Origin of the sequence: Albimonas marina, assembly GCF_029223255.1 — a bacterium.
Taxonomy (GTDB): domain Bacteria; phylum Pseudomonadota; class Alphaproteobacteria; order Rhodobacterales; family Rhodobacteraceae; genus Albimonas.
In genome coordinates this window covers 380,258-399,459 of record NZ_JARHUC010000002.1, presented here as the reverse complement: position 1 = coordinate 399,459, position 19,202 = coordinate 380,258, and the positions used below count along the sequence as shown (strand labels likewise).

16 protein-coding genes and 1 tRNA gene are annotated in these 19,202 nt (G+C 73.3%); 9 read left to right on the top strand and 8 right to left on the bottom strand.

The genetic code is table 11. The annotated features are described in order from the left end of the window. Positions 1-28: 28 nt before the first annotated feature. The 6 genes from P2H44_RS05540 to P2H44_RS05515 form a co-directional block, all read right to left on the bottom strand. The gene (locus P2H44_RS05540) at positions 29-775 is read right to left on the bottom strand and encodes an ABC transporter ATP-binding protein (protein WP_275762887.1); all 747 of its coding nucleotides are present in this window, start codon (positions 773-775) and stop codon (positions 29-31) included. Positions 776-786: 11 nt separating this feature from the next. Continuing rightward, positions 787-1,581, bottom strand: coding sequence for an MlaE family ABC transporter permease (locus P2H44_RS05535; protein ID WP_275762452.1), 795 nt, complete (start codon positions 1,579-1,581; stop codon positions 787-789). Beyond that, the gene (locus tag P2H44_RS05530) at positions 1,578-2,840 is read right to left on the bottom strand and encodes a hypothetical protein (protein WP_275762451.1); all 1,263 of its coding nucleotides are present in this window, start codon (positions 2,838-2,840) and stop codon (positions 1,578-1,580) included. The genes P2H44_RS05535 and P2H44_RS05530 overlap by 4 nt, the downstream gene beginning before the upstream one ends. Before the next feature lie 175 nt (positions 2,841-3,015). Next, positions 3,016-4,041: a hypothetical protein gene (locus P2H44_RS05525; protein ID WP_275762450.1), complete on the bottom strand. Its 1,026-nt coding sequence runs from the start codon at positions 4,039-4,041 to the stop codon at positions 3,016-3,018. Positions 4,042-4,144: 103 nt separating this feature from the next. Continuing rightward, the gene (gene alr, locus P2H44_RS05520; RefSeq protein WP_275762449.1) at positions 4,145-5,338 is read right to left on the bottom strand and encodes an alanine racemase; all 1,194 of its coding nucleotides are present in this window, start codon (positions 5,336-5,338) and stop codon (positions 4,145-4,147) included. Continuing rightward, positions 5,325-6,881 carry a replicative DNA helicase gene (locus P2H44_RS05515; protein WP_275762448.1) on the bottom strand — a complete coding sequence of 519 codons (1,557 nt, stop codon included), beginning with the start codon at positions 6,879-6,881 and terminating at the stop codon, positions 5,325-5,327. Before P2H44_RS05515 ends, alr begins: the two co-directional genes overlap by 14 nt. Before the next feature lie 216 nt (positions 6,882-7,097). Here P2H44_RS05515 and P2H44_RS05510 point away from each other — a divergent pair, with 216 nt between their 5' ends. Then, positions 7,098-7,757, top strand: coding sequence for a peroxiredoxin (locus tag P2H44_RS05510; RefSeq protein ID WP_275762447.1), 660 nt, complete (start codon positions 7,098-7,100; stop codon positions 7,755-7,757). Positions 7,758-7,955: 198 nt separating this feature from the next. Here P2H44_RS05510 and soxR read toward each other — a convergent pair whose 3' ends face one another. Continuing rightward, positions 7,956-8,477 carry a redox-sensitive transcriptional activator SoxR gene (gene soxR, locus P2H44_RS05505; protein WP_275762446.1) on the bottom strand — a complete coding sequence of 174 codons (522 nt, stop codon included), beginning with the start codon at positions 8,475-8,477 and terminating at the stop codon, positions 7,956-7,958. 244 nt (positions 8,478-8,721) lie between these two features. On the opposite strand from soxR, the gene P2H44_RS05500 reads away from it, so the two are divergent. The 7 genes from P2H44_RS05500 (at position 8,722) to cydX (ending at position 17,673) form a co-directional block, all read left to right on the top strand. Continuing rightward, positions 8,722-9,933 carry an MFS transporter gene (locus tag P2H44_RS05500; RefSeq protein ID WP_275762444.1) on the top strand — a complete coding sequence of 404 codons (1,212 nt, stop codon included), beginning with the start codon at positions 8,722-8,724 and terminating at the stop codon, positions 9,931-9,933. A gap of 40 nt (positions 9,934-9,973) precedes the next feature. Then, the gene (locus P2H44_RS05495) at positions 9,974-10,750 is read left to right on the top strand and encodes an enoyl-CoA hydratase/isomerase family protein (RefSeq protein ID WP_275762443.1); all 777 of its coding nucleotides are present in this window, start codon (positions 9,974-9,976) and stop codon (positions 10,748-10,750) included. A gap of 279 nt (positions 10,751-11,029) precedes the next feature. Beyond that, positions 11,030-12,898, top strand: coding sequence for an ABC transporter ATP-binding protein/permease (locus P2H44_RS05490; RefSeq protein ID WP_275762442.1), 1,869 nt, complete (start codon positions 11,030-11,032; stop codon positions 12,896-12,898). Further along, on the top strand, positions 12,895-14,550 hold the full coding sequence (locus P2H44_RS05485; protein ID WP_275762440.1) for an amino acid ABC transporter ATP-binding/permease protein: 1,656 nt from the start codon (positions 12,895-12,897) through the stop codon (positions 14,548-14,550). Before P2H44_RS05490 ends, P2H44_RS05485 begins: the two co-directional genes overlap by 4 nt. A 203-nt stretch (positions 14,551-14,753) precedes the next feature. After that, positions 14,754-16,370: a cytochrome ubiquinol oxidase subunit I gene (locus P2H44_RS05480; protein WP_275762439.1), complete on the top strand. Its 1,617-nt coding sequence runs from the start codon at positions 14,754-14,756 to the stop codon at positions 16,368-16,370. A gap of 4 nt (positions 16,371-16,374) precedes the next feature. Beyond that, on the top strand, positions 16,375-17,538 hold the full coding sequence (gene cydB / locus P2H44_RS05475) for a cytochrome d ubiquinol oxidase subunit II (protein WP_275762438.1): 1,164 nt from the start codon (positions 16,375-16,377) through the stop codon (positions 17,536-17,538). 15 nt (positions 17,539-17,553) lie between these two features. After that, positions 17,554-17,673 (top strand): cytochrome bd-I oxidase subunit CydX, encoded by a 120-nt coding sequence (gene cydX / locus P2H44_RS05470; protein WP_275762437.1) that lies wholly within the window; start codon positions 17,554-17,556, stop codon positions 17,671-17,673. 128 nt (positions 17,674-17,801) lie between these two features. On the opposite strand, the gene P2H44_RS05465 is transcribed toward cydX, so the two are convergent. Continuing rightward, positions 17,802-17,875: transfer RNA gene (locus tag P2H44_RS05465), tRNA-Gly, on the bottom strand. A 177-nt stretch (positions 17,876-18,052) separates the two neighbouring features. Between P2H44_RS05465 and P2H44_RS05460 the strand changes: the two genes are divergently transcribed. Continuing rightward, a complete protein-coding gene (locus P2H44_RS05460; RefSeq protein WP_275762436.1) occupies positions 18,053-19,201 on the top strand; it encodes an alpha/beta fold hydrolase in 1,149 nt (382 codons plus the stop codon). Position 19,202 lies beyond the last annotated feature (1 nt).

Below are 19,202 nucleotides of genomic sequence, written 5' to 3'. Positions count from 1 at the left end.
GGGCCCGCCTCCCGCGACCGAGGCGACGTCAGCGGATCGCGGCGATGGGCCCCTCGGCCTTGCCGTGGATGAACTGGTCGACGTAGGGGTCGTCGGTCCGGTCCATTTCCTCGACGTCGCCCTGCCAGCGGATCTTGCCCTCGTGGATCATCGCGACGCGGTCGGCGATGGCGCGCACCGAGGTCATGTCGTGGGTGATGGTCATCGCGGTCGCGCCGATCTCGACCACCAGCTCGCGGATCAGGTCGTTGATCACGCCGGACATGATCGGGTCGAGGCCGGTGGTCGGCTCGTCGAAGAAGATGATCTCGGGGTTGGTGGCGATGGCGCGGGCGAGGCCCACGCGCTTCTGCATCCCGCCCGACAGCTCGGCGGGGAAGAGGTCGGCGGTCTCGGGGGTCAGGCCCACGCGGCGCAGCTTCTCGATCGCGACCTCGCGCGCCTGGGCCTTGGGCAGGCGGCCGGAGCCGTGGCGCATGCGGAAGACGACGTTCTCCCACACGGTCATCGAATCGAACAGCGCGCCGCCCTGGAACAGCATCCCGAAGCGGCTGAGCAGCGCCTCGCGGTTGCGGCGGGTGGCGGGCTCGCCGCCGATCTCGATGGTTCCGGCGTCGGGGTGGATGATGCCCAGCACGCATTTCAGCATCACCGACTTGCCGGTGCCCGAGCCGCCGATGATCACCAGGCTCTCGCCCTTCGCCACCGCGAGGTCGACGCCGCGCAGCACCTTCTTGGGGCCGAAGGCCTTCTCGACCCCCGACATGCGGATCATGGGCGTGTCGGTCATGCGGGGAACAGCGCCTCGGTCAGGATGTAGTTGGCGGCCAGGATCAGGATCGAGGCCGAGACCACCGCGTTGGTGGTGGCCTTGCCCACGCCCTGCGCGCCGCGCCCGGAGTTGTAGCCCTGGAAGCAGCCCATCAGCGCGATGATGAAGCCGAAGACCGCCGCCTTGATCAGGCCCGAGCCGACGTCGTCGTTGGTCAGGTAGGTCCAGGTGGAGTTGATGTAGGTCGACGGGTTGAAGCCCAGCCGGCCCACGCCCACCGCGAAGCCGCCCATGATGCCGATCACGTCGCCGATGAAGGCCAGGCACGGCATCGCCAGGGTCGCGGCCAGCAGGCGCGGGGCCACGAGGTATTTCAGCGGGTTGGTCGAGAGGGTGGTGAGCGCGTCGATCTGCTCGGTCACCCGCATGGTGCCCAGTTCCGCCGCGATCGAGGCCGAGACGCGCCCCGCCACCATCAGGCCGCCGAGCACGGGGCCGAGCTCGCGCACCATGCCGATGGCGACGATGGAGGGGACGACGGACTCGGCGTTGAAGCGGCCGCCGCCGGTGTAGATCTGCAGCGCCAGCGCGCCCCCGGTGAAGAGCGCGGTGAGCCCCACCACCGGCAGCGAGTACCAGCCGATGCGCATCAGCTGGCGGCCGAACTCGACCGGGTACCAGGGCGGGCGGAAGACGTGGCTGACCGAGCGGGAGGCGAACAGGATCAGCGCGCCGGCGCCCGAGCACAGCGACAGCACCGCCGCGCCGATGGCGGCCAGGAAGGCGAGGATCGGGGAGACCAGCGTCATGGGGCGACCTTTCCGGCCGCCGCCCTGCGGCCGCCCGCGTTGTTCCGGCCGCGTCCGCCGCCGCCGGCCTTGCCGGGACCCGCCCGGTTGGGGCCCGCCTTGTTGGGACCGACCCGGTTCGGGCCGACCTTGCCCGGACCCGCCTTGCCCGGACCCGCCTTGCCCGGACCCGCCTTGCCGGGGCCGCCTTTTCCGGGGCCGGCCTTGCCCGCGCCCATCTTGCCCGCGCCCGCCTTGCGGCCGGCGCGCGGCTTGCCGGCGTCGGCGCCCGGGCCGTCGACCGTGGCGGCCTCGGCCCTGCGGCGGGCGGCGGCCTTGCGCTTGCCCCCCCTGGCGGGGCCCGAGGCGTCCTCGGCCGAGGGGAAGGGGACGAAGCCTAGCTTCTTCTCCAGCCACGCCACGTCGCCGGCCGAGCGGCGGCGCACGTCCTCGCGCACCTTGCGGGGCAGGGCGAAGCGGGGGCCGGGCAGGCGGGCGACCGAGGGCATGATCCACGGCGGATGCCGGCGCGCGAAGGTCGGCGAGATCCGCTTGAACAGGGCGTTGCGCAGGTCGAGCAGCTTCGCCGCCCGCCCGCTCATCGAGCTGTTGGTGGCGAGCGAAGCGGGGGTGTCGAGCGCGACGTCCGGCTCGCCGATCGCGTCCATGAAGTCGGCGAGCACGTCGCCGTCCTTCAGCCGGGCGCGGTCGTAGACGCGGATGTCGACGTTCTTGCGGCCGAAGAAGCGGAAATATTTCTGCAGGCGGCGCTTGTAGTCGGGGGTCGGCGGCTCGTCGGTCAGGTCCTGGAGGGTCAGGCCCGCCTTCAGGCGCTGCTGGGTCATCGAGGCGGCGTAGCCCAGCGGCTCGCGCGCGTAGAAGATCACGGTGATCTCCGTGCCCTCGCGGTGGAGGGCCTCGGCCATGGCGCGGACCTCGTTCCAGCGCAGCATGTCGCAGAGCTGCTCGCCCGAGATCACGATCTTGCGCCACTTCGGATCGTCCAGCGCGGCGTTGAGGATCGCGAGGTTCTTGGCCTTGCGCTTCGGGTTCGAGTGGCGGCGCCGCTGGCCGATCATCGGGCCGAGGCGGTCGATGTCGTCCTCGCGCGCGAACAGGAACACCAGCGGCCAGCCGTGGCAGGCGCCGAGGTCGGGATAGCACACCCCGCGCTCGGCCAGGCGCGCGCGGTTGTGGTCCAGCACGTTCTGGATCCAGGTCGTGCCGGTCTTGTGCTGGCCGACATGCAGGTAGATGCGGCGTGCGGGCGCCTCGCTCATGATGCTCGTTTCCCGACCCCGTCGATTCTCGCGACCGGCCGCGCGGCTCCGTCGGCGGGCGGCGCCGGCCCGTCGGCCGAGCCCCCGATATAGACGGCCGCGCGCGGCGGGCCAAGGCCGCGGGACGGGGCGCGGCCCTGCGTCGCCGGGGAGACGGCGGCCGGGGAGGCGGAGGTCAGCCCGCCTCGTCCGGCGCGGGGGGCGTGTAGGGGACGGGCTTGTCGCGCAGGCGGCCGGAGGGGAAGGGCGCGCGTCCCATCAGCCGGCCCAGCCAGACCACGTCCTTGCGCGAGCGGCGGCGCGCCTCGCGCCGCACGTCGCGCCCGATCGTGTAGCCGGGGCCCGAGAGCCGGTCGGCCAGCGCCAGGATCAGGCCCGGCGGGATCTGCATCGCGCGCACCGGCCGCCGCCAGCCCACCACGCGGTTGCGCGCGGCGATCGCCCAGACCGCGGCGCGGGGCATCCGGCGCATCCGGCCGGCCTTGGGCAGGTCCAGCCCCTCGGTCGAGAGGCCCGCGGCGTCGAAGAAATCCTCGACCAGCCCGCCCGCGCGCACGCGGCGGCGGTCGTAGATCCGCAGCTCCAGCGCCTCGCGGCCGAAGTGGCGGATGAACTTCTTGAGATGCTTGCGGAACCCCGGCTGCGGCGGCACGCGCTTGAGCTGGCGCAGGGGCACGCCCTCGCGCAGGCGCAGCTGGGCGGCGGCCTCGGCATGGGCGCCCGGCTCGCGCAGGAAGGCGATCACGCGCACCTCGCCGGCGGCCTTCAGGCGCTCGGCCAGGCGGCCGAGCTCCCCCCAGCGCAGATGCTCGGAGAGCAGGTCGCAGGAGATCACCACGGTCTGCGCCAGCGGATCGGCCAGCGCCTCCTCCAGCGCGCGGTCGGCGGCGGCGACGGCGGCGGGCTCGGCGCCGCGACGGCGGGCGCCCACCATACGATCGAAGCGGGGATCCTTGACCTCGGGCGCGGGCCGGGCCGTGGCGCGGGCCTTGCCGCGGCCCTTGCCCGGCTTGCCGGCCTTGGCCTTGCGGGGGCGGGCGTAGAGGAAGACCAGCGGCCAGCCTTCATGCTCGAACGCGACGGGGCGCACGCCGCGGGCGGCCAGCGCCTCGCGGTTGGCGGCCAGCGCGGACTGGATCGCGTCGGCCTGCGTGAAGGGCAGGCCGATGTGCAGAAGGATCAGGCGTTCGGCCTGGCTCATGTCGGCCGGCTCCCCTCGTGTGGTTCGGTCGGCGGCGCGGTGGGGCGCGGCGAGGCGCCCGCGGCCGCTGGGGCCGGGGCGCGGTCGGCGCGGCGATCCGCGCTCAGGCCTCGGCGCCCCCGACATAGCGGCGGGCGTAGCGCGGGCCAAGAGAGGTCAGGACCTCGTAGCCGGTGGTGCCGATCCCCTTGGCGAGGGCGTCGACCGACTGGTTGGGGCCCAGCACCTCGACCATCGCGCCGGGCGCAGGCTCGGGCAGGTCGGTGAGGTCGACGGTGATCATGTCCATGCTCACCCGCCCGATCAGCGGGACGGCGCGGCCGTCGACGTAGAGGTTCAGGCCCTTGGAGAGGCGGAAGAACCCGTCCGCGTAGCCCAGCCCCAGCACGCCGATGCGCGAGGGGCGGCGCGCGGTCCAGGTCCCGCCGTAGCCCACCGTCTCGCCCGCCGCGATCTCGCGCACCTGCAGGAGGGGGGCGTGGAGGTGGACGACGGTCCGCGCGTCCATGAACGGCTCGCCACCGTAGAGGCCGACGCCGGGCCGGGTGAGGTCGAAGTGGAACTCCGGCCCCAGCAGCACGCCGCCGGTGGCGCCCAGCGACAGGCGGGCGTTGGGGGCGAGGCCGTGCAGGAGCTGCGCGCGCCCGGTGAAGGCGCCGCGCTGGCGGGCGTTCATCGAATGCTCGGGCTCGTCCGCGCAGGCGAGATGCGACATCACCAGCGAGACGTCGAGATCGCGGGGCGGGTCGGCGCGCAGGGCGTCGATCTCGGCGGGCGTGAAGCCCAGCCGGTTGATGCCCGATTCGATGTGCAGGCCGACCTTCGGCGCGGCGGAGGGCGAAAGCTGCGGCAGCGCCGCGCGGAACGCCTCGATCTGGAAGGGCGAGTTCAGGACCGGGATCAGGTCGGCGCCGCGGAAGGCGTCGAGGTCGTCGGGCATGAAGCCGTTGAAGACGTGGATGGGCACGCCCGGACCCAGCGCTTCGCGCAGCTCCGCGCCCTCGGTCGCGTGGGCGACGAAGAAGGTCTTCGCGCCGGCGGCCGCCAGGGCCTTCGCGGCGGGGGCCACGCCCAGCCCGTAGGCGTCGGCCTTGACCACCGCGGCGGCCTCCGCCTTGCCCGAGAGCGCGTCCAGCGCCCGCCAGTTCGCCGCCAGCGCGCCCAGGTCCAGCGTCAGCACGGGCTTCGAGGCGGCGGGCGTCGCGGGCGGCTGGAAGGAGGAGGCGCCGGAGGCGTCGAGAGCGGGGGAGGGCGCGGACCCGAGGGTCCCCGCCGCCATGGAATCAGAAGCCGTCATGCTCAACGTAGCCTTCCGAGCGCGCCAGGTTGCCGAACCGGGTGAACTTGCCCTCGAACGACAGCTCGACGGTGCCGATGGGGCCGTGGCGCTGCTTGCCGATGATGACCTCGGCCTTGCCGCGCACGGATTCCATCACCTCCTGCCACTTCATCGTGGCCTCGACGTCGGTCTCCGAGGGCTTCTCGCGTTCCTTGTAGTACTCCTCGCGGAACACGAACATCACCACGTCGGCATCCTGTTCGATGGAGCCCGATTCCCGAAGGTCCGACAGCTGCGGCCGCTTGTCCTCCCGGCTCTCCACCTGTCGCGACAGCTGGGAGAGGGCGATGACGGGGATGTCGAGCTCCTTGGCGATGGCCTTGAGACCCATCGAGATCTCGGCGATCTCGTTCACGCGGTTGTCGGAGCGGCCGGAGCCGCGGATCAGCTGCAGGTAGTCGATGACCAGCGCGTCGAGCCCGTGGGTGCGCTTCAGCCGCCGCGCCCGCGCCGCCAGCGTGGCGATCGGGATGGACGCCGTGTCGTCGATGTAGAAGGGCATCTTCTCGAGCTCGCGCGCGGCCTCGACGAAGCGGCGGAACTCCTCCTCCTCCATGTCGCCGCGGCGGATCTTCTCGGACGCGATGCGGGATTGTTCGGAGAGAATTCGGGTGGCGAGCTGCTCGGCCGACATCTCGAGGGAGAAGAACCCCACCTTGCCGCCGTTGAGCGTGCCGAAGGTGCCGTCCGGGCGCTCGCCCTCGCGGAAGGCCTTGGCGATGTTGAAGGCGATGTTGGTGGCGAGCGAGGTCTTGCCCATCGAGGGGCGCCCGGCGAGGATCAGGAGGTCCGAGGGGTGCAGGCCGCCCAGCCGCTTGTCGAGGTCGATCAGGCCGGTGGAGATGCCGGCCAGGCCCCCGTCGCGCTGGTAGGCGGCGTTGGCGACCTCGATCGCCTCCGTCGCCGCCTTGAGGAAGCTGACGAAGCCCCCGTCGGAGCGGCCTTTTTCCGCGAGGCCGTAGAGCTGCTGCTCGGCCTGCACGATCTGCTCGGTCGGCTCCAGGTCGACGTCCGCGCGCTGGGCGCGGTCGCGGATCTCGACGCCGATCCGCATCAGCTCGCGCCGGATGGCGAGGTCGTAGATCGCCTGCGCGTAGTCCTTGGCCGAGTAGATCGAGACCGCGGCGCCGGCGAGGCGGGCGAGGTACTGGGCGCCGCCCAGCTCCTTCAGGCCCTCGTCGTCCTCGAGGAAGGTCTTCAGCGTGACGGCGTTGGCCTGGAAGTTCTTCTGGATGCGCCGCGCTGCGGTTTCGTAGATCCGGGCGTGGACCGGGTCGTAGAAATGCGCGGGCTGAAGCAGGCCCGAGACGCGGTCGTAGACCTCGTTGTTGATCAGGATCGCGCCCAGCAGCGCCTGCTCCGCCTCGATGTTCGAGGGGGGCGCGAGGGGCTCGGGGCCGCCGGGATGGTCGGGTCGCGGCCCCTCGGAATAGGGGCCGTCGTGCGGGGGCCCCTCGGGATAGGGGCCGGGGTCGCCGGGGGGGGGCGAACCGTCATGCATGGTCGGGGGTCTCCCTGCTCGAAGGCCCGGCAGTCTACGCCTGAATGCGGTTATCCCCGGCCTGTGAAGAACGGGGATAGATCGGGATTCCGCGGTTTGCGACGTTCCGGATCGAGGCGTCCGGTTGCACAGGGCGCCGCGGACGACCAATGTACCACGCAGCGCAGGAAAGGCGACCCGCCTCGATGCCGCCCGCCTCAACGCTGGGAGAGAGAGATGACGCTTCGGATCAACGACGCCGCGCCCGATTTCGAGGCCGACACCACCGAGGGCCCGATCAGGTTCCATGACTGGATCGGCGACGGCTGGGCGATCATGTTCAGCCACCCCAAGGACTTCACCCCCGTCTGCACCACCGAGCTGGGCGCGATGGCCGGGCTGATGGACGAGTTCGCCAAGCGCAACACCAAGGTGATCGGCATCTCGGTCGATCCGGTCGAGGCGCATCACCGCTGGAAGACCGACATCGCCACCGCCACCGGCGCCTCGGTCAGCTACCCGATGATCGGGGACCCGGAGCTGAAGGTCGCGAAGCTCTACGGGATGCTGCCCTCCGAGCTCGACGGCACGGCCGAGGGCCGCACGGCCGCCGACAACGCCACCGTGCGCACGGTGTTCGTGATCGGGCCGGACAAGAAGATCAAGATGATGATGGCCTACCCGATGACCACGGGCCGCAACTTCGACGAGCTGCTGCGGGTGATCGATTCCCTGCAGCTGACCGCGGGCCACAAGGTGGCGACGCCGGCGAACTGGAAGAAGGGCGAGGACGTGATCGTGGTCCCCGCCGTCTCGGACGAGGACGCCAAGGCGCAGCACGGCTCCTTCGACGCGAAGCTGCCCTACCTGCGCATGGTCAAGCAGCCGGGCGCCTGAGCGCCTGCGCGCTTGAGCGCCGCCGAACGCGAAGGGCCGCCCGCCGGGCGGCCCTTTTTCGTGGGCAGGGTTTTGCTTGGGGTGGGCGCGCTGCACTGGAGGGGCGCCCCGGGCTCGACCCGGAGCCTCGCGCCGCCCGCGCCGTGGCCTGCCGACGAGCGCCGCGGCGAAGGCTCGGCCGGGCGCCGGGCGTTCGGTTCAGCCCTCCGCCGCCTCCCCCTCCGGGTCCAGCAGGCGGGCGCCGGGGCCGTCGGCGGCGAGGGAATCGTCGGGGTTGCGCAGGGGGCAGCGGCTGACCGAGAGGCAGCCGCAGCCGATGCAGCCCTCCATGTGGTCGCGCAGGCGCGTCAGCCGCTCGATCCGCTCGGTCAGGCCCGCGCGCCAGTTCTCGGCCAGCCGCTCCCAGTCCTCGGCCGAGGCGACCTCGTCATGGGGCAGGGTGGAGAGCTGGGCGCGGATCTCGCGCAGCGGCACGCCGGCGCGCTGCGCCACCCGGATCAGCGCCAGCCGGCGCAGCGAGGCGCGGAAGTAGCGGCGATGGTTCGAGGGCGTGCGCCAGCCCTCGAGCAGGCCCTGCGCCTCGTAGAAATGCAGGGTCGAGATCGGCACCCCGGACCGGGCCGAGAGCTGCCCCACGCTCAACGCTTCGTAGCGGCGCCCCTTGCGGCGCGACGCGGGACCCGTATCGTCCTGCGTCGGATCGTCCGGTTTCATGACCATTCTTGACCTCAACCATAGTCGAGGGCCTAGCTGACCCCGCATCGCCGATCCGTTCAAGGGATGCCTCCATGTCCGCCCCCCATACTCCACGCGCCGGCGCCGCGCTCCACGCCGCGGCGACCGCCTCGGGTGCGCCGCGCGCCCCGGCGGCCCCCACGGCCGCCTCTCCCTACGCGACGGCCTCCACGGCAGCCTCTCCCGACGTGGCGGCCTCCGCGGGCGCGTCTCCCAGAAAGGACGCCGCATGAGCGCACGCGCAGACATCTCCGCCCCGTCCCGGGCCGCGGCGCCGGCCGAGCCGGGGACGGCGACGATGCTGGCCCTGCTGGCGGCCTCGTCGCTGACCATCATGGCCTCGACCGTGATCTCGCCCGGCCTGCCGGGGATGGAGGCGCATTTCGCCGACACGCCCGACGCGGCGATGCTGACGCGCCTCGCGGTGACGCTGCCGGGGCTGCTGGTGGCGATCTTCGCCCCCGTGGCCGGCGCGCTCGCCGACCGGCTGGGGCGGCGGCGGATCCTGATCTCGGCCATGGTGCTCTATGTGCTGTCGGGCATGTCGGGGCTGCTGCTCGACACGCTGCCCGCGATCCTGGTGGGGCGGGCGATGCTGGGGGTGGCGGTGGCGGGGGTGCTGACCTCGGCCTCGGCCATGGCCGGAGACCTGTTCCGGGGCGAGGCGCAGGCCCGCTTCATGGGCCGCCAGGCCTCGGCCATGGGCGCCGCGGGGCTGGTGTTCCTGACCGGCGGCGGCCTGCTGGCCGAGCTGCACTGGCGCGCGCCCTTCGGCCTTTACGGCATCGCGCTGCTGGTGCTGCTCGCGGCCCTCGTGCTGCTGCCCGAGACGCGCAACGCCCAGGCGCGGGCGCAGGCCGCGGCCGAGGACGACGGGGCGCCGGCGCCGTGGGGGACGCTCGCCGTGCTCTACGCGCTGGGGCTGGGCACGATGGTGACGATGTACGTGATGCCCGTGCAGCTGCCCTTCCGCCTGCGGGAGATGGGGCTCGACGCCCCCTCCCAGGCGGGGCTGGCGCTGGGGGTGTTCACGCTGATGTCCTCGGTCTCGGCGCTGGGGGCGGCGCGGCTGCGCGGGCGGATGGGGCCGGGGGGCATGTTCGCCGTCTCGTTCCTGATGCTGGGCGCGGGCTTCGCCTGGGTCTCGCTGTCCTCGGGGCTGGTCTCGATCTGCCTGGGCGGGGCGGTCGCGGGCGCGGCGATGGGGCTGACGATGCCCAACCTCTTCGGCACCGTCGTGGCGCTGGCGCCCGCGCGGATCCGGGGGCGGGCGACGGGGGGCATGACCTCGGCGGTGTTCCTGGGCCAGTTCGTCTCGCCGCTGCTGTCCCAGCCCGCGGCCGAGACCTGGGGCTACGCGGGCGCCTTCCTCGCCGCCGCGGCGCTGACGCCGGCGCTGGCGCTGCTGGCCCTGCTGGCGCGCCGCTCGTTCAGGGCCTAGGGTCCGCGCCGACAACCAGAAACCAGGAGGAAACCCGCCCATGTCCGACGCCAAGCTGGTGCGCACCGAGAGGGAGGGGCGCATCGCGCGCATCGTCATGGACGCGCCGCCGCTGAACGCGCTGACGCTGCCGATGCTGGACCAGATCCTGGCCGCCTACCGCGCCGCCGCGGCCGACGACGCGGTGCGCGCCGTGATCCTGTGCAGCGCGCTGGAGAAGATCTTCTGCGCCGGCCTCGACCTGAAGCTGCTGCGCGAGGAAGGGGCCGAGGGGGTGCGCCGCCTGCTCCAGAAGCTCTACCTCGACATGCTCGACACCCAGCACACGATGGGCAAGCCGACCATCGCCGCCATCTCGGGCGCGGCGCGCGGCGGCGGCATGACGCTGTCGATCACCTGCAACGTGATCGTGGCGGACGAGAGCGCGACCTTCGGCTACCCCGAGCTCGACAACGGGCTGATCCCGGCGATCCACTTCGTGCATCTGCCTCGCGTGATCGGTCGCCACCGGGCGTTCGACCTGCTGTTCACCGGCCGCAGCTTCAAGGCCGAGGAGGCCGAGCGCATGGGCCTGGTGGCGCGCGTCGCCAGGGGCAAGGGCGTAATGGACTGCGCCATGGAGCTGGCCGAGAGCTTCGCCCGCCAGCCCCCGGGCGCCACCCGCATCGCGCACGCCGCCTTCATGCGCGCCCAGGACATGGACTTCCGGCGCGAGGTCGCGGACGTGACCGAGACCTTCATCAACGTCTCCCAGACGCAGGAGACCCAGGACGGCCTGACCGCCTTCGTCGAGAAGCGCACGCCGCCCTGGCGCTGAGCCGCGGCGCCTCCCCGGCCCCCCGCCGTGGGGGCCGGCGAGGCGCATGCGACGGCGCGACCCGCTTGCGCATCCGGCCCCGGTCGCTTTGATCGGACCCCAGGGAGAGGCGCGGCCCGCCTCCCGCCCGCGGGGTCCGACGCCCGCGGACGGCAGGAGCGCCGCGCCGGGGAGCCGGCCACGACCGGCCGAACGAACGACGAGGGCAGGGGTGGACCGAGCCTGCACGACCGCCGCGGGGGCGCGCCCGCGATCCCGCTCCGCCGGGAGGCCGGGCGCGTGAGCGCCGCGCGTCCCGGGGACGCGCGCGGCGATCGCGCCACGCAGGCGGAGGCCGGCTGTTCCGGCGGCGGCATCGGGCCCTCCGACGTCACCGAATCTCGAGACCCCGGCGCCCGCCGGAAGACCCGCCGCGGCCGTCGCCCGCGTTCGCCCGCCGCGATGCGGCTGGCGGCGATCGAGGGGCCGGTCGCGCCGTTCCTGCGCCGCTCGGCCCGGCTGACCGCGGCCGCAGCGCTGCTGTGGCCGGTGCAGGCGGGCGCCCTCGCCTGGGCGGTGGCGGGATGGGTGGAGGCGCGCGCCTCGCTGGAGAACGGCCTGCTGGCCGCGCTCGTCTTCCTCCTCGCCGCCGCGATCCGCGCCGCGCTCGACCACCGCGCCGGCGCGCTCGCCTTCGAGGCCGCGGACCGGGCGCTGGCCGCCGAGCGCGCCCGCCTGGTCGAGGCGGAGAGCCTGAGGGGCGAGGCGGGGGCGCCGCCCGGCGCGCCGGAGGGCGCAGCGAAAGGCGCCTCCGCCGCCGCGTCCGCCGCGATGGCGGCGCAGAAGCTGCCGATGCTCGCGCCCTATCTCACCCGCTACCGTCCCGCTGCGCTGCGCGCGGTGGTGGGGCCGCTGGCGATCCTGGCGGTCGCGCTGCCGATCTCCTGGGCGGTGGGGCTGATCCTGCTGGTGGCGGGGCCGCTGATCCCGGTGTTCATGGCCCTGATCGGCGTCGCCGCGTCCAAGGCCAGCCGGCGGCAGCTGGACGAGATCTCCGACCTCAACGCCCTGCTGATGGAGCGTCTGGCGGCGCTCCCCGACATCCGCCTGCTGGATGCCGGCGCGCGGCTGGAGCGGGACTTCGCCGCCCGCTCGGACGGGCTGCGGGCGCGGACCATGGCGGTGCTGAAGGTGGCGTTCCTGTCCTCGACGGTGCTGGAGCTGTTCGCGGCGCTGGGGATCGCGATAGCGGCGGTCTACGTGGGCTTCTCGCTGCTGGGGCAGATCGGCTTCGGGGCCTGGTCCTCGCCGCTGACGCTGGTCGAGGGGCTGTTCCTGCTGCTGCTCGCGCCCGAGTTCTTCCAGCCGCTGCGGGAGTTCGCGGCCGCCTGGCACGACCGCGCCGCCGCCGTGGCGGTGGCGGGGGAGCTGGCGGAGGCCGAGACCGCCGCCCCCCCGCGCATCCTCGGCCGCGGTGCGCCCTCCGCGCCGCTGCCGGGCCCGGCCGGGATCCGCCTGAGCGGCGTCGTCGCGCGCGGGCGGGCGCTGCCGGACCTGCAGGTCGCGCCGGGGGCCTCGCTTGCGATCACCGGCCCCTCGGGCGCGGGCAAGTCGACGCTGCTGGCGCTGCTCGCGGGGCTGTCGGCCCCGCAGGCGGGGCGGATCGAGGTCGCAGGGCGCGCGCTGGACGACGAGAGCGCGGATGCCTGGCGCGCCCGCCTCGCCTGGATCCCCCAGACCCCGCATTTCCCCGACGCGCCGCTGCGCGACGTGCTGGATCCGCGCGGGACCGCCGACCTCGACGCCGCCCTCGAGGCCGCGGGCGCCGCCGCGGTCGTCGCCGCGCTGCCCGAGGGGCTGGAGACGCGGCTGGGCGAGCGGGGCGCCGGCGTGTCGGGCGGGGAGGCGCGGCGGCTGATGGTGGCGCGCGCGCTGGCCGCGCGGCCCGACGTGCTGCTGGCCGACGAGCCGACCGCCGACCTCGATCCCGCCACCGCCGCGGCGGTGATCGCGGGCCTGCGCCTGCTGGCGGCGCGGGGAACCACGGTGATCGCGGCGACCCACGATCCGGCGGTAGTGGCGGCGCTGGGGGCGGAGCTGACCCTCGCCCCCGCCGCGCCTGCGCCTGATGCCGAGGCCGACGCTCTGGCCGGAGAGGGCGGGGCATGAGGCCGCTGCTCGCCGCCCTGCGCCTCCTGTGGCGCGGCCAGCGGGGGCCGCTGCTGCTGGGGCTGGCGCTGTCGGTCTGCGTGCTGGCGATGGGCGGGGCGCTGCTGGGCCTGTCGGGCTGGTTCGTCACCGCGGCCGGCGCGGCGGGCCTGGCGGGGGCCGGGCTCGTCTTCGACGTCTTCCGCCCCGCGGCCGGGGTGCGCTTCCTGGCGCTGGGGCGCACGGCCGCGCGCTATGGCGAGCGGCTGGCGACCCATGACGCCACCCTGCGCGCGCTGGCGGGGCTGCGGGTGGACCTGCTGCGCCGGCAGGCCGCGGCGTCGTGGTCCGCGCTGGGGCGGCTGCGGGGGGAGGCGGCGCTGACCCGGATCACGGCGGACGTGGACGCGCTCGACGGGCTCTACCTGCGCCTCGCGCTGCCGCTGGCGGCGGGGGGGCTGACGCTGGCGCTGGCCTTCGCGCTGCTCGCCTGGCTGGTGGATCCGGGGGCGGCGGCGCTGATCTGCCTGGGGCTCGGCGCGGGGGGCGCCGTGGCGCTGGCGCGGGCGGGGCGGGCGGCCTTCGCCCCCTCGGCGCGGGCCGAGGCGGGGGCGCAGCGCCTGCGCCGGCGGATGATCGACCTCTCGCGCGGGCGGCGCGACCTGGTGGTCTTCGGGGGCATGGAGGCCGCGCGCGCCGATGCCGCGGCCATCGATGCCGAGACCCGGCGCGCCCTGCGCGAGGTCGACCGGATCGAGCGGCGCGCGGGCCTGCACCTGCAGCTGATCGCGGCGAGCGTGACCGCGGGCGCGCTGGCGCTGGGGGCGGGGCTGGTCGCGGAGGGCCGCGTCTCCGCCGCCGTCGCCGCGCTCGCGGTCTTCGCGGCGCTCGGCCTCGCCGAGGTGCTGGGCCCCCTGCGCCGCGGCGCGGTGGAGCTGGGGCGGATGCGCGACGCCGCCGCGCGGGTGATGGCGGAACCGGAGGGGACGCAGGCCGCGCGCCCCGCGACCGCGCCGGCCCTGCCGGCCGCCGCTCCCGCGATGCTGGAGATCGAGGGCGTCTCCCTCCATCGCCCGGGCGCCGACCGGGCCATCCTGCGCGACGTCTCGCTGCGCGTCGCGGCGGGGGAGGCGGTGGCGCTGACCGGCCCCTCGGGCGTCGGCAAGTCCACGCTTCTGACGCTGGCCGCGGGGCTCGAGCGCCCCGACGCCGGGCGGCTGAGCTGGCGGGGCCGGGCGCTGGCCGACTGGCCCGAGGCGGCGCTGCGCGCGGAGCTCGCCTTCCTCCCCCAGCGCAGCGCGCTGGTCGCGGGCACGATCCTGGAGAACCTGGCCCTCGCCCGCGACGGGCTGGAGGAGGCCGAGGCCTGGGCCGCGCTCGACGCCGCCGCGCTGCGCGAGACCGTCGAGGCGCGCGGCGGCCTGCACTCGCGGCTGGGCGAGGGGGGCGCAGGGCTCTCGGGCGGGGAATCCCGGCGGCTGGCGCTCGCCCGCACCCTGCTGCGCCGCCCGGCGCTGCTGCTGCTCGACGAGCCGACCGAGGGGCTGGACGAGCCCACCGCCCGCCGGGCGCTGGCTGGGATCTGGGCCTTGCTGCCGGAGGCCGCGATCCTGCTCGCCTCCCACCGCCCGGCCGAGCGGGCCTTCGCCGACCGGCTGCATTCGCTGGACTGATCGCGCCCGGTCAGGGAGCATGCGGCAGGGTGCCTGGCCCGCCCCATCCGTTGCGATCGCAATTAACCCAACGAAAGCAACGATATGCCGCATTCCCAATCAAATTCGTTTCAGGGAATACATCTCGCATTCGACATGCGAGTCGCGACGGCGCGCCGCTGCGCCGCCTCGCTCGGCCTCTCCGCCATACAAGGAGACTCCGCATGGAGCTGGACGTCGTCGACCTTTCCCGCCTGCAATTCGCGCTGACGGCCCTTTACCACTTTCTCTTCGTGCCCCTGACGCTGGGCCTCTCGGTCCTGATCGCGATCATGGAGACGGTCTACGTGATGACCGCCCGCCCGATCTGGCGGCAGATGGTCAAGTTCTGGGGCACGCTGTTCGGCATCAACTTCGTCCTCGGCGTCGCCACGGGCATAACCATGGAATTCCAGTTCGGCATGAACTGGAGCTACTACAGCCACTACGTCGGCGACGTGTTCGGCGCGCCGCTGGCGATCGAGGGCCTGATGGCCTTCTTCCTCGAGGCCACCTTCGTGGGCCTGTTCTTCTTCGGCTGGGACAAGCTGACCCCGCGGGTGCACCTGCTGGTGACCTGGCTTGTCGCCATCGGCTCCAACTTCTCGGCCCTGTGGATCCTGATCGCCAACGGCTGGATGCAGAACCCTGTGGGGGCCGAGTTCAATCCCATGACCATGCGCATGGAGATGACCTCCTTCTACGAGGTGCTGTTCAACGAGGTCGCGCAGGCGAAGTTCGTGCACACCGTCTCGGCCGGCTACGTCTGCGCCTCGGTCTTCGTGCTGGGGGTGTCGGCCTGGTACCTGCTGAAGGGGCGGCATGAGCAGCTGGCGCGGCGTTCGATCACCGTGGCGTGCTCCTTCGGGCTGGCGTCCGCGCTGTCGGTCGTCGTGCTGGGGGACGAGTCGGGCTACAACGCCTCCCACTCCCAGAAGATGAAGATGGCCGCCATCGAGGCGATGTGGGAGACGGAGCCCGCTCCGGCCTCCTTCACCCTGTTCGGCCTTCCCGACCAGGAGGCGCGCGAGACGCATTACGCCGTCCACATCCCCTACTTGATGGGCCTGATCGGCACCCGCTCGCTGACCACCGAGATCCCGGGCATCAAGGAGCTGGTGGCGGAGGCGGAGGGGCGCATCCGCTCGGGCCTCGTGGCCTACGACGACCTGATGGAGATCCGCGAGAAGCGGGACGGCGCCTCGGCCGAGACGCTGATTTCGTTCGAGGATCACTCCCCCGACCTCGGCTTCGCCTTCCTGCTGAAACGCTATGTCGAGGATCCGCGGGACGCGACCGAGGAGCAGATCCAGAAGGCCGCCTGGGACACGGCGCCGACCGTGTTCCCGATCTTCTGGACCTTCCGGATCATGGTCGGGCTGGGCTTCATGTTCATCGCGGTGATGGCGCTGTTCTTCTTCCTCAACAGCTTCGGGAAGGGGCGCTATCCGCGGTGGGCGCTGCGGCTGGCGGTGGTCATCATTCCCACGCCCTGGATCGCGGCCGAGTGCGGCTGGATCGTCGCCGAGTACGGGCGACAGCCCTGGACGGTGGACGGGGTGCTGCCCACGGCGCTGTCGGTCAGCCACCTGTCGGCCACCGACCTGCTGATCACCATCGCGGGCTTCGCCCTGTTCTACACCGCGCTCTTCGTCGTCGAGATGGGGCTGATGCTGAAGTACATCCGCCTCGGCCCCCACCAGGACGTCGAGGAGACCGAGGCCTGGATCGCCCGGCGCCGCCGCCGCCTGAGGGCGGGACGGGCGGCGGACGACGCCCCCTCTGCGATGCCGGCGGAGTGAGACCATGATCCTTCACGACTTCATCGACTTCGCGACCCTGCGGGTGATCTGGTGGGCGCTGCTGGGCGTCCTGCTGATCGGCTTCGCGCTGACCGACGGCTTCGACATGGGGACCGGCGCGCTGCTGCCGTTCGTGGCGAAGACCGACCTCGAGCGGCGGGTGGTGATCAACACCGTCGGCCCGGTGTGGGAGGGCAACCAGGTCTGGTTCATCCTGGGCGGCGGCGCGATCTTCGCGGCCTGGCCGCCGCTCTATGCCGTCAGCTTCTCGGGCTTCTACCTGGCGATGTTCGCGGTGCTGGCGGCGCTGATCCTGCGGCCGGTGGGCTTCAAGTACCGCTCCAAGCGCGAGGGCGCGCGGTGGCGGCGGAACTGGGACCGGGCGCTGTTCGTGGGCGGCGCGGTCCCGGCCACGGTGTTCGGCGTGGCGGTGGGCAACGTCCTGCAGGGCGCGCCCTTCCACCTGACGCCGGACCTGATGTCGATCTACGACGGCTCGGCGTTGGGAAAATTCTTCGCGCTGCTGGACCCGTTCTCGTTGCTCTGCGGCGGGGTCTCGATGGCCATGCTGCTGATGCACGGGGCGGCCTGGCTGGGGCTGAAGACCGAGGGCGCGATCGCGGCGCGGGCGCGGCGCTACGGCTCGGTCGCCGGGCTGGTCGCGGCGGGGGGCTATGCGCTGGCGGGCCTGTGGCTGCTGGTGGGGATCGACGGCTACCGCTTCGTCGGGGCGCCGGTTCCCGACGGGCCGTCGAACCCGCTGCTGTCGGAGGTGGTCCGCGAGGGGACCTGGCTGGTCGCCTATCTCGACCGGCCGTGGATCGCGCTCGCGCCGCTGATGGGCTTCGTAGGCATCGCCATGGCGGTGCGGGGGCTGCGCGCGGGGCGCGAGCTCTCGACCCTGGGCTGGTCGAAGATGGCGATCCTGGGGATCGTCTCCTCGGTCGGGCTGACGATGTTCCCCTTCATCCTGCCCTCGACAGTCGATCCCAATTCGTCGCTGACGGTGTGGGACGCCTCGTCCTCGCACCTGACGCTGTTCGTGATGCTGGGGGCGACGGTGATCTTCCTGCCGCTGATCCTGGTCTACACCGCCTGGGTCTACCGGGTGCTGTGGGGCAAGGTGACCGAGGCCGAGGTGAGCGAGAAGGGCGAGAGCCTGTACTGACCGGAGGACGAGACGATGTGGTATTTCGCCTGGATGCTCGGCCTGCCGCTGGCCGCCCTGTTCGCGGTGGTCAACGCGATGTGGACCGAGATGCAGATGGACCGGACCCTCGAGGAGGGCCGCGACGAGCCGTGAGCGGCGCAGAACGCGTGCGGGGAGGGGGCGTCCGGCGGGCGCCCCTTTCATCATGGCGACGGGGCGCGCAAGCACGCGACAGGCGCATTGAAATGCGCCCTACGGGGCTGTCCGGATCAGAGGGCGGTTGGAGCGGGTGAAGGGAATCGAACCCTCGTCGTAAGCTTGGGAAGCTTCTGCTCTACCATTGAGCTACACCCGCCTTGAGAGCTGATCTACGTGTCCGCCCCGCGCCCGTCAAGACGCCGCGCGCATCCGGCCGCGACGGGAGGCGGAGCAGGGCGCGGGGGCCTGCGGTTTCGTTGACCGGCCGGTTGACAGGGAGGCATCGGGCACGCTCCATGCCCGGACCCGAGACGATGAAGAAGGCAGGGCCCCGATGACCTCGACCTATGGGGGCGCGCCGCTTCCCCCCGGCATCCGCGTGCGGCGGATCGAGGGGGTGAACGGCCTCTCGATGCAGATCCTGGAGGCGGGGGCCGAGTGGCCGGAGCGCCCGCTGGCGCTGCTGCTGCACGGGTTCCCGGAGCTCTCCTACAGCTGGCGCAAGGTGATGCCGGCGCTGGCGGCGGCGGGGTTCCATGTCGTCGCGCCGGACCAGAGGGGCTATGGCGGCACCACCGGCTGGGACGGGCGCTACGACGGCGACCTCTCGGCCTCGCGGATGCTCAACCTAGCGACCGACGCGCTGGCGCTGGTGCGCCGGCTGGGACGGGAGCGGGTGGAGCTGCTGGTGGGGCACGACTTCGGCTCCCCGGTCGCGGCCTGGGCCTCGCTGACCCGGCCGGACGTGTTCGAGCGGGTGGCGCTGATGAGCGCGCCCTTCGCGGGCCCGCCCGCCCTGCCGCTGGGCGATCCGCCCGCGCCCGCGCCCGACATCGACGCCGCGCTCGCCGCGCTGCCCCGGCCGCGCAAGCATTATCAGAGCCACTATTCGACCCGCGAGGCGGACCGGGAGATGCGCGAGGCGCCGCAGGGCCTGCACGCCTTCCTGCGCGCCTACTACCACATGAAAAGCGCCGACTGGCCGCAGAACGACCCCCAGCCCCTGGCGGCGTGGGAGGCGACGGAGCTGGCGCGGATGCCCACCTACTACGTGATGGACCTGGCCGAGGGGATGGCGCAGACGGTGGCGCCGCACATGCCCTCGGCCGAGGCGATCGCGGCCAACCGCTGGCTGCCGGACGCGGAGCTCGCGGCCTATGCGGAGGCCTTCGCGCGGACCGGCTTCCAGGGGGCGCTGAACTGGTATCGCTGCAGCCTGTCGGCGCAGGAGACGCGCGAGCATCGCCTGTTCGCGGGGCGGCGGATCGAGGGGCCGGCGATCTTCCTCGCGGGCGCGAAGGACTGGGGGATCTACCAGAAGCCCGGCGGCGACATCCGCGCGATGGACGAGCGTGGCTTCGCCCGCTTCGAGGGCGTGCGCCTGATCGAGGGCGCGGGCCACTGGGTGCAGCAGGAGCAGCCCGAGGCGGTGGTCGATCACCTGCTGGCCTTCGCCGCCGGCGCGGGCGTGCCGCTGGGCTGAG